Here is a 13478-nt window from a genome sequence, read left to right as displayed (position 1 = left end):
CCTCGGACTCATCCCTGGGTAGCCACGAGGGAATCCCCCGGTCGACCGTTTCGTAATCTAGGTACCACTCGCACCAATGCCAAGGGAACCAGACAGGACTATTTAACGCATCCTAGCCCGATTCCCGCTCAAAAAATGGCGCGGGAAAGCGCCGCCGACGCAGGTGGTTAAGGGTCAGCGAAGGCTTCGTCCCCCTCACGTCCGACGCGATCGCCGAGGCGGCGCGGGCGTGATGCGGATGGCCTTGCTGGTCATGCTTACCAGCGCACCAGCCAGAGTTTGTTTTAGCCTGTCCGGCCCAGACCTACCACCATCTGCGATCCCCGCAAGAGTCCGGTCCAGACGATCGAGCAAGACCTCGGCCTTGCCGAGTTCCACCGGCCCTTCGGTTCCAATGCGGTTGATGGTGCGCATCAACAGCCTGAGCTTGATTTCCGCCGGGAGTGCGGCAAAGGCGCGCGGCTCGAAGGCCTGGCCGAGCACCGGCGCCGCCTCCGTGCCGCCTGCTGCGGCGTGCAACGCGAGATACTGTTCGGCGCCGTCGACCATCAGCTCAATGGCCGCATTGGCGCGTCCGAGCCGTGCCGCCAGTATCGCCAGCGTCCGCGCATCGCCGCCTTCGGCAGCCAGAGCCGGCATCAGCGCGCGCAGCCGCGGCCGCGTATAGGCCGGGTCGCGGTTGGTCGGATCGTCGGCAAAATCCAGTCCTTCGGATCGCAGCGTCGCGACGAGGCGCAGCTTGGGCACATCCAGCAGCGGCCGCGCCAGCAGCAGCCCCTCGCGCTCGCTGATCGCCGCCATGGCCGCGAGCCCAGCGAGGCCGCTGCCGCGCAACAGCCGCATCAGCACGGTCTCGGCCTGGTCGTCGCGAGTGTGGGCGGTGACGACATGGCTGGCGCCGGCCTGCCGCGCGGCGCGGGCGAGCAGACGATAGCGCGCCAGGCGCGCCGCCTCCGGAAGACCCGTCGCGGGCTTGTCGTCGGTCCAGCGCAACGTCCGGTGCGGCAGCCCGAGCTGGCGCGCGAGCGCCTTGACCATCCGCGCCTCGCGTCCGGCCTCGGGACGCAGACCGTGGTCGACGGTGACCGCAACGAGACGAGGCCCGTCTGCGAGCGCGGCGCGCCAGCGCGCCGCCAGCCACATCAACGCCAACGAATCCGGACCACCGGAGACGGCCAGCACCAGCGCAGGCGCAGCCGCAAGCGGCGCGAACAGGCGCTCGACCTCGATAGCGGAGATCGGATCACCCTGCTCTGGCGCGTCGTCCCGCATGGTCCTGTCGGCTGCCATGACGACGGACCTTACGCGGGAGACGGCGGAACAACAAACTCCGGCGTGACGGACGCCGGAGCCAGGATCGGTTCGGGTCGGTCATTCGGCTCGGCCAAGCCGAGCGCATGGCCGAGCTCAGCACTTCACCCGCTTCTGCTCGCGGTCCACTGTCGCCTTCACCCCGGCCGATGCCTTGGGATATTTGCGCGTGACCTCGCCGAAGGCGGCGCAGGCGGCCTCCTTCTCCTTCAGCGCCGCGAGCGACTGGCCGAGGCGCAGCAGCGCATCGGGAGCCTTCGACGATTTGGTGTATTTCGTCGTCACCGCGAGAAAGATCTCGGCGGCATCGCGATATTGCTGGCGCAGATACAGGCTCTCTCCCAGCCAGTATTGCGCATCGCCGACCATCGGATCGTTCGGATATTTCTGCGAGAAATTGCGCATCGTCTGCTCGGCGAGGGCGTAGTCGCGGCGCTGCATGTAGCCGATGCCGAGGTCATATTCGTCGCGCGGCGTCGGGGTCGGCGGCGCCGTCGTGAGCCCGCCCGCGCCGGGAGCAGCGGCGGGCGCACCTTGCGGATAGCGGCCACCGCCGGTGTTGGCGAGCGTCGCCGGATCAGCGGCGGGACGGGGGGGCTGGCCGCCCGGCTGCATCGGCAGCTGGCCGCCGCCCAGCGCCTGCGGGGCGCCCGGCGCAGTCGGGTTCTGGTTCGGGTCGAACGCATCCCCGCGTCGCTTTCCGCCCACGCCCGGCGCGGGCTGGTCCTGCGCGATCGGCGCCGGCGCGGCGACCGGCGGCTGCGCATAAGTCGGCTGCTGCGGCTGATAGGCGGGCTGCTGCTGCGGATAGGCCGGCTGCTGCGCGGGTTGCGGCTGACCATAGGCCGGCTGGGCCTGCTGCCCGTAACCGGGGGAGAGCTGCGTCGGGGGTGGGACTGCCGCGCTGGGCTGGGCCGCGGGAGCCGCCGGCTGCGCCCCGCTCTGCAACTGCCGCAGCCGCTCCTCGAGCTGGCGGTTGCGATATTGCAGCTCCTCGTTCTGGCCGGTGAGCTGGCGCAGCTGATTTTCCAGCCGCTGGATCCGGATCTCCGGATCGTCGTCGACCTGGGCGAACGCCCGCGGCGACAGCATCTGGCACGAGAAAACGATCAGCGCCGCGAGACCTGCGGCGGCGCTCCTGGATAGAAACATGAATGACATGCTGCCCTGACGACCGGATCGGCGAGAGGTTGGAAATAATAGCCCTGTGGGCGTGGCTCTACGTCAGAACCGCAATAGAGACAAATGACGTTCAAGCGAAGACAAAAACATGAAGCCGGCGTCGATGATCGACGCCGGCTTCATGAACGAGCTATTCGTTCAGCTTTATGAACTGGCGTTCAGCACAGTCACCGCGCGGCGGTTCTGCGACCAGCACGAGATGTCGTTACAGACCGCGACCGGGCGCTCCTTGCCGTAGGAGATCGTGCGCATGCGGCCCTGATCGATGCCGCGCGACACCAGGAAGTTACGCACCGATTGCGCACGGCGCGCGCCGAGGGCGATATTGTACTCGCGGGTGCCACGCTCGTCGGCATGGCCTTCGATCGTGAAGCTGTAGCGCGGATAGCTCTGCAGCCACTGCGCCTGCTTCTCGAGGGTCGCGATCGCCTGCGGGGTCAGATCGGTCTGGTCGCTCTCGAAGAACACGCGATCGCCGACGTTCACCACGAAGTCCTGCTGGCTGCCCGGAGTTGCAGCGCTGGCCATTGCCCCATCGGCGCCGGTGAGATTCTTGTTGGCGCAGGCGCCCATCGACAGCGCGACCGCGAACACGGCAGCCAACTTCAATCCCTGGAGGATACGCATCTGATATTTCATTCCGGGAGCCTCCACGCTCACGTTCTTAGACTGCCATCCGGTCTACAGGGCGATGGTTAAGCGAACGTTCCGTCAACCTTGATGCGGTCTTGCCGAACCCCGTCAAATGCTAACGAAACCCGAAAAAGCGACCGCGATGGTTAATGGGTTGTAAATGTGGCGCCAGGGTGAAGGCAAGCGGCCGACGGCCTGCAGCAGGGCGCTTTTTCGCTGATTTTTGCGGCAGCGCCACACCAAGCGCCGGCCAAACGGCCGGAGGCGCTTGAACGATGGCGGACGATCAGCCCGCTTTGGCGACCGCGGGAATGCTGAACGAATCAGTGAAGGCGTCGGGCGACGGCCGGACGAACAGCATGCGGCGCTCGAAGGCGCTGGATCGCATGAACGGAAAACGCTGGAACACGCGATCGCGGATCGACGGATAATGCGCGGCGACCAGGCCGACGGGCTTGGTCAGGCCGGAATAGAGCCGCGGCTCGCCCCAGGGTTCCTGCAGGAACACCTTCTTGTAGAACGCCCGATGCTCGGGCCGGACATTGGCAAGACCGATGTCGGCATTGAAATGGGCGCAAGCGACATAGCCGAGACGAACGGTCACATAGGGCAGCGCCGGAAACAGACGCGCCTTCTCGTGGTCGGCGACGAAGCGCGTGGGGTCGACGATGACCTTGCCCCGATCGAGCTCGGGATGCAGCAGGTCCGAGAACATGTCCGCCGACAACGACTTCCGCCACTGCGAATTCAGCACGCTGATGCGGATCGAGCTGTACAGCTCGCCGTTGACGTAGACGCCGAAGATGAAGCTGTTGGGCAGATCGTCATATTCATCGGTGACGCGTTCGCTGGCCGATGGGAGGATAGCCCCTTCGCGCAGATAGGCGCGATAGCGCAGGCGATAGATCTCATCCTTGTCTTCAGCGGTCAGTGCCAGCCGATAGTCCACGTTCTCCAGCGCATCCAACTTCTGTTCGGCAACGGCAGTCACTCTAGCCGCCGACTTCATTCGCAACCCCTTTTCACACAACCCTTACGAGCAGGATTGAGATTAACAGCGCGTTAATGGGGAAGCAAAGCTTTCGGCGGTACACAGTTAACGGCACGTAGAATCCCGGTGCCGCAACCGTGACTTACACAGGTAGTTGTCAGGCGGCGAAGGATCGCTTCGGATCAACTACGTACCAATTCGAAACGAAAGCGCGTGGTATACGCGCCTCCTGCTCGGTCCTGATACGACGTACGGTTGTACTGCATGGCTGTGAACCAAGCCATGCGAGCAGATCAGAGCACCGATCAGGCGATCGAGCGCGTGGCGACGATGGCCAACGGCTCCTCGGCCCCCCGGCGGCCATGCGAAGCATTGAGGAGCTGGCGGATGCGCACGGCCGGCACGGGCCGGCTGAACAGATAGCCCTGCGCCTCGGTCACGGTGCCGTCGACGCTGATCAACTCGAGCTGCTCGTTGGTCTCGATGCCCTCGACCACCACGGACATGCCGAGATCGGCCGACAGCCGGGCGACGCCGCGCAGCAGGGTCAGCGGCCGGTCGCTGTCGATGCCTTCCAGGAAAGAGCGGTCAATCTTGACCTTCTCCAGCGGGAAGTTGTGCAGGTAGCTGAGGCTGGAATAGCCGGTACCAAAATCGTCGAGCGAAATCCGCACGCCGAGCATGTGGAGCTGCGACAGCACGTCGTGGGTCAGCTGGGTGTTGCGCAACAGCGAGGATTCGGTGATCTCGATCTCCAGGCGGTGCGGCGGCAGGCCCGACACTTCCAGAGCGTAGCGAACCTCGCTCAGGACGTCGCGCTGATGAAACTGCTGCGGGGAGAAGTTGACCGCGACGCTCACCGCCTCCGGCCACTTCATGCATTCCAGGCAGGCCTTGCGCAGGATCCAGCGGCCGAGATCGACGATCAGGCCCATGTCCTCCGCAACCGGGATGATGTCGACCGGCGAGACCGTGCCGCGCACCGGATGATTCCAGCGCAAGAGCGCCTCGCAGGTCGAGATCTTGCCGGACTTCAGATTGACCAGCGGCTGGTAGAACAGCTCGAACTCCTCATTGGCCAGCGCCTTGCGCAAGTCGAGCTCGAGGATGCGGCGGGCCTCGACGGTCTGGGCGAGTTCGTCGCGGAAGAAGCAGAAGGTGCCCCTGCCCTCGGCCTTGGCGCGATACAGCGCCATGTCGGCGTTCTTGAGCAGCGTATCGGCGCTGATCCCCGGCGCGGTCATGGCGATGCCGACGCTGGCGCCGATCTCGACCAGATGATTGTCGATCTTGTAGCGCTCGCTGAGCTGATCGACGATGCGGCGCGCCAGCACGGCGGCGTCGTCATTGGAGCGGATGTTGCGCTGGTAAACGACGAATTCGTCGCCGCCGAAGCGGGCGACGAAATCCTCCGGGCGCAGCATGTCGCGCAGCCGCTCGGAGACCGCGCACAGCAGCTGGTCGCCGCAGGGGTGGCCCAGCGTGTCGTTGACCTGCTTGAAGCGGTCGAGGTCGACGAACAGCAGCGCCGACAACTCGCCATGGCGTTGCGGGATCTTGAGCAGGCGCTCGATCTCGTCGCGGAAGCTGACGCGGTTCGGCAAGGTCGTCAGTTCGTCATAGCGGGCGAGATGCGAGATCCTGGCCTCGGCATGCTGACGCTCGGTGATGTCCTCGAGCAGAACCACCGCGCCGCCATCGGCCATCGGCTGGAAGGTCCAGGACAGCGAACGGTCGCGCACGATGTCGGGATCGCTGGTGATGATGCTGTGTGTCTTGGTGTGCTCGATCTCGGACAGGATCATGCGGCCGCTGGAGGCCGAGATCGCGCCGGAGATGACGCAGGCATTGATGATGTCGGCGGCCTTGGCGCCGCGCTGCAGGATTTCTTCCGGGAGACCCATCATCTCGCCGAAGCGATGGTTCATCACGGCAAGCCGCCCGTCCGGGCGGAACATGCACAGGCCATGCGGCATGTTGTTGAGCGCGGTGTCGAACTGCTTGGCGAGCGCAGCCTCGCCCTCGCGCGCCACGAAGGCCTGGACGAAGATCCGCTGCAGGTTCGTCGAGATGTGCTTCAGCGACATGAAGAACAGCACGCAGAACGCCGCCATCCCCATGTAATAGGGGCTGCCGTGCAGCGCGAGCGCCAAGGCGAGCGGCCCGCAGGCGAGCAGGATCTGGACATGGAAGATCCACGGCCGGCCATAGGTCCGGCCCGCGCCCGCCGACATGTAGCAGAGCGTGACCGAGATCGCGATCAGGTGCACGACGGAATCATTGTTGCCGGCCACGGCGACGACGCACCAGATGCCGAGCACGAGCGCGTACAGCATCGCGCCGACCTGATAGCGGATCTCCCAGCGCGCGACCGCTTCGGTCGTCAGCCGACCGCTGTCGCAGAGGTGCCGATAGTAGCGCATGTCGAGCGAGCGGAGCCCGCCGGCAACGATCAGCATCACAGCGCACGGCCACAAATTGACATCGCCACTCTTGATGGCGGTCATGACGGCGGCGACGGCGGCGCACAGCGCGCCGGCGAACATCGGGCCGGGATCCTGGAAAAGAGAGTCGACGAGAGCCGCCTGAATGGCGGGCGACAATTTTCGATCGTCGTCTCGGTTCTGACTGGCAAGCTGCATTCGTGCGCACGCGTCCTATTCGGTGCGCAACATTACCGTTCGCAAGTGAAGTCTTTCTGAGCGAACATCGTTAGCGGAGCGTTGCCGCAGCGCAGGAATGCAGGAAAACCACCGCGAATTCAGCGAACTAGGCAAACACTACCGGGGTCCTGCAACGCGCGGTTCCAATTTTCCTGAAAACACGCATCGCGCGACTCGAAAAATGACGTCCACTCCGGCGTGAGCGAGCCTCGCCGAGGTCGCCGCCGTTACGACAATAACGGCGACCAGGCCGGATCCGAGGCGAATCCCGGCGTCGGGACCTTCTGCTCGAAGCGGCCGGAGACGTCGATCGAATACAGCGACGGACCGGCGGTGCCGCCGGGATCGCGGAAGAACATCAGCACACGGCCGTTCGGCGCAAACGTCGGGCCTTCATTGTGGAAGCCGGCGGTGAGAATGCGCTCGCCCGAGCCGTCGGTCTTCATGATGCCGATCGCGAACTGGCCGCCGCCCTGCTTGGTGAAGGCGATGTAGTCGCCGCGCGGCGACCATACCGGCGTCGAGTAGCTGCCTTCGCCGAACGAGATGCGCTGCGCGTTACCGCCGCTCGCCGACATCACGTAGATCTGCGGCTTGCCGCCGCGATCAGACTCGAAGCAGATCTGGCTGCCGTCCGGCGAGTAGCAGGGCGAGGTGTCGATCGCCGGCGTGTCGGTGAGCCTGGTCGTCGTGCGCGAGCGCAGATCCATTACGAACAGATTGGAGTTGCCGCCTTGCTGCAGGCTCAGGATGATGCGCTGGCCATCCGGCGAGAAGCGCGGCGAGAACGACATGCCCGGGAAGTTGCCGACGATCTCGCGCTGGCCGGTCTCGATGTTGAACAGATAGACCCTGGGGTCGCCCTGCCCGAACTCCATATAGGTGATTTCCTGGCTCGACGGCGAGAAGCGCGGCGTCAGCACGAGATCGGCGCCGCGGGTGAGATAGCGGACATTGGCGCCGTCCTGATCCATCAGCGCCAGCCGCTTGACTCGGCGCTCCGACGGCCCGCTCTCGTCGACGAACACGACGCGGCTGTCGAAATAGCCCTTCTCGCCGGTCATCTGCGTGTAGATCTGGTCGGAGATGATGTGCGCGATACGCCGCCAATATTCCGGCGCCGTGACATATTGCTGGCCGGTGAGCTGCTGGCCCGAATTCGGGTCCCACAGCCGGAATTCAGCCTTCAGGCGCCCGTCGGACTGACGCGTGGCGCGGCCAGTGACGATCCCGCGAAGATCGAGCGGCCGCCAGCTCGCGAATTGCGGCGGCGCCTCGAAATTGCTGATGCGCTCGGGAAACGCGGCCGGGTCGACCGGTGCGAACAAGCCACTGCGCTTGAAGTTGTTGGTGATCACCTGCGCGATGCCGTTGCCGACATCGGCATCGCCGGCGCCGCCGGGCACGAAGGGCGGAATCGCGATCGGGATCGGCTTGAACTCGCCGCTCGGGACGATCTGCAGGCGTCCCTGCTGAGCCAATGCGGGTCCCATCCCCAACGCAGCCATGGCGGTCCCGCCCGCCAGCAGGGCCTGGCGCCGCGTGATCAGTCCTGTCGTCCGCGTCAGAGGTGTCTTCAAGTTCGGCCTCGTATCGAATTCATCTGTTTCAGATTGAATGTCGTGGGAATGAGCTTCCACTCATTATACTTGTTCTTCGGCAGGAACGCGTAGGGCTGGCAGTTCTCGACCGCCCGCTTGGCATTTTCGGCCATCGCGAGACTCACCGTGCGGTTCGGGCCACGCGTGGCGACCGCCGTCGGCGTCGCGATCAAGCGTCCATCGGGGCTCAACTGAATGTCGATGTCGACCTCGATCTTGTCCTCGTCCACGCCGCTATAAGGCGGATTGAAGCATCGACTGACCGCTTCCACGAAGGCACCCTGCCAGCTTGCAACGTTGCTCTCCGCTGTTCCATGAACAGCGCCGAGCGCCGCATTCGCGTTCAGCTCCGATCCCGTCACGGCTTGGCGCGTCGGGTCCTTCTGATTGATCAGGCTCGCCATCCTCTCGGCGTCGAACTTGCGCTCGCTCTTGTGCTTGGGCGGCTCGGGCGTCGCGGCCGCGGTCTGCTGAGGCTTGGGCGGCTGCTTCGGCTTGTCCTTGTTGAGGACGCTCGCGATCTGGTCCGGGTTGAACGGATCGGGCTTCTTCTCTTCGGGCTTCGGCTTCTCGGCCGGCGCAGGCTTCGGCGGATCCGGCTTCTTCTCCGCAACCGGCTTCGGCGTATCCGGCTGCTTCTCGACCGGCTTCGGCGGATCGGGCTTCTTCTCGACCGGCTTTTCCGGCTTGGGCTTCGGCTCCGGCGCGGCGTCGGTTTCGGTGACCTGCTTGGTATCGACCTTGCCGACGATGTCCTCGGTCGGCTTCTTCTCGCCGATCTTGTCGGCGAGCAGCTTCTGCGCTTCCTTCTTGCCGGTGAGCGCGCCAGCCTTAGCTTTCGAAGTGTTGTCGTCGGAGATCACGTCGACCGGGACCAGGTCCTCCGGCGGCGCCACCATCGAGCGCGCGGAGAAGCTGAACAGACCCCAGCCCAGCACGAGCACGTGCAGAGCCACGGACAGCACCGTGCCTTTGCGCGTACGCACGAACTGGATGAGGTCCTTTGCCGTCATGAGCCCTGTTCCGGCAGCACGACGATGCTGGCGCGATAGCCGGCGTCGCGCGCCATGCCGAGCACCTTCATCATGTCGGAGTAGCAGGCGTCGCGGTCGCCGCGGATCTTGACGACGTTGTCGCCGCCGCCGGCCGCCGCCTCCTTCATCGCCTTGATCTTCGGCCCGAGCTCGCCGATCGCGATCGGGGAGTCACCGATGTAGACGTCGACCTTGGAGGCGCAGCCGCCTCCGGTCTTCTTCACGGTCACCTCGAGCGGCGGCTTGGCATCGGCGGTCGAGGCCGAGCCACCCTGCGCCTGCGGCAAATCGACCTGGATGTTCACGGTGAGCAAGGGCGCCGCGACCATGAAGATGATCAGCAGCACCAGCATGACGTCGACCATCGGCGTGACGTTGATCTCCGACATCACCGGTGCCTTGCGCCGACCGCGACGACCACCGCCGCCGGACGCGCTTCCCATGCTCATGCCCATGTTCTGGTGCTCACGATCACGACGCCATTATACCCGTCCTCATCCCCGCTCGTCGATCTGACGGGACAGGATGGCGGAAAATTCATCTGCGAAGCCCTCCAGGCGCTGGGCCTGCCGGTTCACCTCCGAGGAGAACTTGTTGTAGAAAATCGTCGCCGGAATGGCCGCGATCAGGCCGATGGCGGTCGCGAACAGCGCCTCCGCGATACCCGGCGCGACCACCGCCAGCGAGGTGTTCTTGGAGCCGGCGATCGCCTGGAAGCTCGTCATGATGCCCCAGACGGTGCCGAACAGGCCGACGAACGGACCGGCGGAACCGACGGTCGCGAGAACGAGGAGCCGGCGCTCCAGCCGCTCGACCTCGCGGGCGATCGACACGTTCATCACCTTCTCGATCCGCATCTGCAGGCCGGCAAAGGACCGCGCATGGCCTTCGAACGAGCGCTTCCACTCGCGCATCGCCGCGACGAAACACGCGGCCATCGACTGCGTCGGCTTGGCCGACAGCACCCGATACAGCTCCTCGATCGACTCGCCGGACCAGAACGCCTGCTCGAAGCGATCCATCGAACGGCGCGTCCGGGAATAGAGGAACAGCTTGTCGATCGCGATCGCCCACACCCAGACCGAGCAGGTGATGAGGCCGAGCATCACGCCCTTCACGACCCAATGCGCCTGCCAGAACAGCGCGATCAGGGAGAAGTCGCCTTCCATCCGCAGTATCCTCTCAACCAACCGCCCGGAACGCCCGGGACCATGCATCCGCCGTTCCACGCCGGACGCCGTCGCGGCGCAAAGCGCCTACGCAAGAAAGCCCTGAACTGATCGCTTTAAGAGGCCCGCCGAAGCCATATGCGGCCTGCTTCCTCTGCCAACGTGTCAAAACAAGGGCTCGGCGCCCGTAAGCGCCCCTTAACCAAACCCCCTCCGGGGTTAAGGCGGGGTTACCGCGGAGTTTTGCGGAGGTCAAAGGGCGAGCCAGGACAGCCGGATAGAGCCTTTGTGATCAGAGCCTTGCAGGTTCCGCGGGCGTTCGGTCGGGGAATGGCAGCGGCGAGCTGCCGCAGTTGGGCGGTATCCTGGAACGCAAGACGCCCGCCAGCGGGACCGCGGGCGGGCGTCTCGTGCCGTCAGGGCGGGGGCTGAAAGCCCTGCGGCGTCAGGATCGGACGATCAGCGCTTAAGTGATCAGCTCTGGGGCTGATCGTTCGGCGGCGTCGTCGGGCGCGGCTTGTGCTGCGCCATGAAGGCATCGAACTCTTCCTTGTCCTTGGCGTGACGCAGCCGGGTCAGGAAGTCGCGGAACTCCTGCTGCTCCTCTTCGAGCCGGCGCAGGGTCTCCATGCGGTATTCATCGAAGGCGCGATTGCCGCTCGTGGACGGCTGCGAGAAGCCGAAACCGAAGCCGCGGCGCTCCATCTTGTCGCGCATGCGGTCCATCTTCCACTGCATCCGCTCCATCTTGTTCGACCAGCGATCACCGCCGTTCCAGCACGCCATCTTTCTGCTCCCGAGTGTGAAAAAGAGAAGGGCAAGTCCGATCGGCCACCAGATGATGAAGCCGAGCACGGTCACCGCGATCCAGCCGGGATGCCAGGGCGACTCCATCATATGGGGCCGATACCTTTGCTCCTCCTCCGAACCGCGCCATCGATTGACATCTGCGGTGTAGGCCATCTCCCTCTCCATTCGCGGCGCCATGCCGTGTGAATGTAAATAACATTTACATAGCTAGCTCAGCCCGGGATTTTGTCAAGGCGGCCGCCTGACGCGCCGCCCGGAATATTTTCGCTTTCGCGTTGAACCTTATTTCGGCCGGCCCCACGGGCCCGCCGGCTTGTCGTCGTCCGGCAGCGGCGGCGGCTCGGCGGCGGGCTTGGCCGCAGCTTGACGGTCCGTGTTGAAGCCGAGTCCGCGCAGATAGATCAGCACCTCGGCTTCCAGCAGCTCCTCGGGCGACATCGGCAGCTTGCGCCGGGCGGCGTCACCGCGCGCGAACAGCGAGGCGATGCCATGCGCCATCGACCAGATGTGCAGCGCCATCATCATCGCCGGCGGCCGCGGCACGCCGGGCGGCGCCAGTGCGGCCAGCCGCTCGGCGGCGGCGCGGATCACGCCGAAAGCACGGTCGCCGGCCGCGAGCAGTCCCGGTGTCGAATCCGCCGGCACACCGGATTCGAACATCGCCGAGTAGAACGCGGGCTCCTCGCGGGCAAAGGCGAGATAGGCCTTGCCGACGCGCTCGAACGCCGAGACCGTCTCGGGACGGCCGTCGTCCCAGGCGGCCGAGAGCCGCTGTTCGAACTGCTCGAAGCCGCGCTGCGCGATGCTGGACAGCAGCTCGTCGCGATCACGGAAATGCCGGTACGGCGCGGCCGGACTGACGCCCGCCATCCGCGCGGCGTCGGCGAAGGTAAAGCCCGCAGCCCCCTTCTGCGCGATCAGGTCGAGCGCCGCCTGCAGCAGCGCCTCCTTGAGGTTGCCGTGATGATAGCCGCGCTCGGCGCGGCGCTGCTCCTTGCGCCAGCTCATGTGAAGGGCTTTTACATGCCACATGAAAAGACGCCAGCGCGACTTTTCGGACGTGCACCGGAATGCGCGCAGCCGTCCCAACTTAGTTGACTAGGAAACAGAAACCAGATAGTTTCCTAGTCAACCATAGGACATCGCATGCTTGCCGTCTCTCAGCTCACTGATCACACCGGGTTCTGGCTGCGGATGGTCTCCAATGCGGTGTCGCAGGAGTTCGCGCGGAAAGTGGCGGGACAGGGCGTGACGGTCGCGGAGTGGGCTTTCATGCGGACGCTGTTCCACCAGGATCCCATGTCCCCCTCGGCTCTCGCCAGCCTGATGGGAATGACCAAGGGCGCGATCAGCAAACTCGCCGACCGCCTGCTAGCCAAAGGCCTCATCATCAGGACCGAGACGCCGGAGGATCGGCGCGCTCACCGCCTGTCGCTGACGGCCGAGGGAAAAGCCAAGGTGCCGGTTCTGGCCGCGCTGGCCGACGACAACGACAACGCCTATTTCGGGACGCTGGCCAAGGAGGACCACGACATGCTCCGTCGCATCCTCAAGGCTCTCGCCGAAAACCGCGGCCTGAAGGTCATGCCGGTGGACTGAACATCACTCGCCCACCACTCGATCTCTCCGAAAAAGGATGTCGACATGGACGCGGACCAGATTGCCGTTGCCAAGACCTGTCTCGATGCCGCCCATGATGGAAGCCTCAGCTTTCCCGAGATCGTGGGCCGGCTGATCGCAGCCGGCTTCGAAAGCTACGCGGTCGATTATCGCTGCAACACCCAGACCTGGTATTTGCCTGGCGGCGATCATCTGACTCTCCCGATGCAACAGGCGGCCGCACGGGTCGGCTCCGCATTCGATGCCGTCATGATCGAGCACCTCGTCCGCTGGGCGCAGAGCAATTCCGCCGACTACAGCTACGCGGCTTTCTCCGAAAAGGCGAAAGCGGCCGGCTGCGCCGGTTACATCGTGTCGTTTCTCGGCCGCCGCGTGGTCTATTTCGGCCGCTCGGCCGAGACGCACGTCGAGCATTTTCCCGGCTGACGCGAATGCCCGTCGTGCGCGGATCGCTGGGCCAAACG

13 protein-coding genes are annotated in these 13478 nt (G+C 65.0%); 2 read left to right on the top strand and 11 right to left on the bottom strand.

The features are described 5' to 3' along the window. Positions 1-195: 195 nt before the first annotated feature. The 11 genes from tilS to NLR35_RS10430 form a co-directional block, all read right to left on the bottom strand. A complete protein-coding gene (tilS, locus tag NLR35_RS10480; protein ID WP_257166474.1) occupies positions 196-1290 on the bottom strand; it encodes a tRNA lysidine(34) synthetase TilS in 1095 nt (364 codons plus the stop codon). Positions 1291-1407: 117 nt separating this feature from the next. Continuing rightward, entirely contained in the window at positions 1408-2463 is a 1056-nt protein-coding gene (ybgF, locus tag NLR35_RS10475; RefSeq protein ID WP_257166473.1) for a tol-pal system protein YbgF, read from the bottom strand. Positions 2464-2637: 174 nt separating this feature from the next. Next, positions 2638-3132: a peptidoglycan-associated lipoprotein Pal gene (gene pal / locus NLR35_RS10470; protein WP_006612227.1), complete on the bottom strand. Its 495-nt coding sequence runs from the start codon at positions 3130-3132 to the stop codon at positions 2638-2640. A 280-nt stretch (positions 3133-3412) separates the two neighbouring features. Beyond that, the gene (locus tag NLR35_RS10465; protein WP_257166472.1) at positions 3413-4135 is read right to left on the bottom strand and encodes a hypothetical protein; all 723 of its coding nucleotides are present in this window, start codon (positions 4133-4135) and stop codon (positions 3413-3415) included. A gap of 287 nt (positions 4136-4422) precedes the next feature. Then, on the bottom strand, positions 4423-6759 hold the full coding sequence (locus NLR35_RS10460) for a bifunctional diguanylate cyclase/phosphodiesterase (RefSeq protein ID WP_257166471.1): 2337 nt from the start codon (positions 6757-6759) through the stop codon (positions 4423-4425). A gap of 248 nt (positions 6760-7007) precedes the next feature. Next, positions 7008-8288: a Tol-Pal system beta propeller repeat protein TolB gene (gene tolB, locus NLR35_RS10455; RefSeq protein WP_257166543.1), complete on the bottom strand. Its 1281-nt coding sequence runs from the start codon at positions 8286-8288 to the stop codon at positions 7008-7010. A gap of 68 nt (positions 8289-8356) precedes the next feature. After that, the gene (locus NLR35_RS10450; RefSeq protein ID WP_257166470.1) at positions 8357-9394 is read right to left on the bottom strand and encodes a cell envelope integrity protein TolA; all 1038 of its coding nucleotides are present in this window, start codon (positions 9392-9394) and stop codon (positions 8357-8359) included. Continuing rightward, positions 9391-9870 carry a biopolymer transporter ExbD gene (locus tag NLR35_RS10445; RefSeq protein ID WP_257166469.1) on the bottom strand — a complete coding sequence of 160 codons (480 nt, stop codon included), beginning with the start codon at positions 9868-9870 and terminating at the stop codon, positions 9391-9393. The genes NLR35_RS10450 and NLR35_RS10445 overlap by 4 nt, the downstream gene beginning before the upstream one ends. Before the next feature lie 39 nt (positions 9871-9909). Next, positions 9910-10584, bottom strand: coding sequence for a protein TolQ (tolQ, locus tag NLR35_RS10440; protein ID WP_050886856.1), 675 nt, complete (start codon positions 10582-10584; stop codon positions 9910-9912). 474 nt (positions 10585-11058) lie between these two features. After that, positions 11059-11547, bottom strand: coding sequence for a DUF2852 domain-containing protein (locus NLR35_RS10435; RefSeq protein ID WP_257166468.1), 489 nt, complete (start codon positions 11545-11547; stop codon positions 11059-11061). Positions 11548-11676: 129 nt separating this feature from the next. Then, a complete protein-coding gene (locus NLR35_RS10430) occupies positions 11677-12402 on the bottom strand; it encodes a TetR/AcrR family transcriptional regulator (protein ID WP_257166467.1) in 726 nt (241 codons plus the stop codon). 138 nt (positions 12403-12540) lie between these two features. Between NLR35_RS10430 and NLR35_RS10425 the strand changes: the two genes are divergently transcribed. Continuing rightward, positions 12541-12993, top strand: coding sequence for a MarR family winged helix-turn-helix transcriptional regulator (locus NLR35_RS10425; protein WP_257166466.1), 453 nt, complete (start codon positions 12541-12543; stop codon positions 12991-12993). Positions 12994-13038: 45 nt separating this feature from the next. After that, a complete protein-coding gene (locus NLR35_RS10420) occupies positions 13039-13440 on the top strand; it encodes a DUF1398 domain-containing protein (RefSeq protein ID WP_257166465.1) in 402 nt (133 codons plus the stop codon). Positions 13441-13478 lie beyond the last annotated feature (38 nt).

Source organism: Bradyrhizobium sp. SRS-191 (assembly GCF_024586915.1).
Taxonomy (GTDB): domain Bacteria; phylum Pseudomonadota; class Alphaproteobacteria; order Rhizobiales; family Xanthobacteraceae; genus Bradyrhizobium.
The sequence above is the reverse complement of the archived record's forward strand: the minus strand, read 5'-3'. Positions and strand labels throughout refer to the sequence as shown.

What these genes read in the sequence shown, in the direction of transcription:
- tilS (WP_257166474.1), bottom strand. Translation starts at nt 1,290, where the DNA reads ATGGCAGCCGACAGGACCATGCGGGACGACGCGCCAGAGCAGGGTGAT.
- ybgF (WP_257166473.1), bottom strand. Translation starts at nt 2,463, where the DNA reads ATGTTTCTATCCAGGAGCGCCGCCGCAGGTCTCGCGGCGCTGATCGTT.
- pal (WP_006612227.1), bottom strand. Translation starts at nt 3,132, where the DNA reads ATGAAATATCAGATGCGTATCCTCCAGGGATTGAAGTTGGCTGCCGTG.
- NLR35_RS10465 (WP_257166472.1), bottom strand. Translation starts at nt 4,135, where the DNA reads ATGAAGTCGGCGGCTAGAGTGACTGCCGTTGCCGAACAGAAGTTGGAT.
- NLR35_RS10460 (WP_257166471.1), bottom strand. Translation starts at nt 6,759, where the DNA reads ATGCAGCTTGCCAGTCAGAACCGAGACGACGATCGAAAATTGTCGCCC.
- tolB (WP_257166543.1), bottom strand. Translation starts at nt 8,288, where the DNA reads ATGGCTGCGTTGGGGATGGGACCCGCATTGGCTCAGCAGGGACGCCTG.
- NLR35_RS10450 (WP_257166470.1), bottom strand. Translation starts at nt 9,394, where the DNA reads ATGACGGCAAAGGACCTCATCCAGTTCGTGCGTACGCGCAAAGGCACG.
- NLR35_RS10445 (WP_257166469.1), bottom strand. Translation starts at nt 9,870, where the DNA reads ATGGGCATGAGCATGGGAAGCGCGTCCGGCGGCGGTGGTCGTCGCGGT.
- tolQ (WP_050886856.1), bottom strand. Translation starts at nt 10,584, where the DNA reads ATGGAAGGCGACTTCTCCCTGATCGCGCTGTTCTGGCAGGCGCATTGG.
- NLR35_RS10435 (WP_257166468.1), bottom strand. Translation starts at nt 11,547, where the DNA reads ATGGCCTACACCGCAGATGTCAATCGATGGCGCGGTTCGGAGGAGGAG.
- NLR35_RS10430 (WP_257166467.1), bottom strand. Translation starts at nt 12,402, where the DNA reads ATGAGCTGGCGCAAGGAGCAGCGCCGCGCCGAGCGCGGCTATCATCAC.
- NLR35_RS10425 (WP_257166466.1), top strand. Translation starts at nt 12,541, where the DNA reads ATGCTTGCCGTCTCTCAGCTCACTGATCACACCGGGTTCTGGCTGCGG.
- NLR35_RS10420 (WP_257166465.1), top strand. Translation starts at nt 13,039, where the DNA reads ATGGACGCGGACCAGATTGCCGTTGCCAAGACCTGTCTCGATGCCGCC.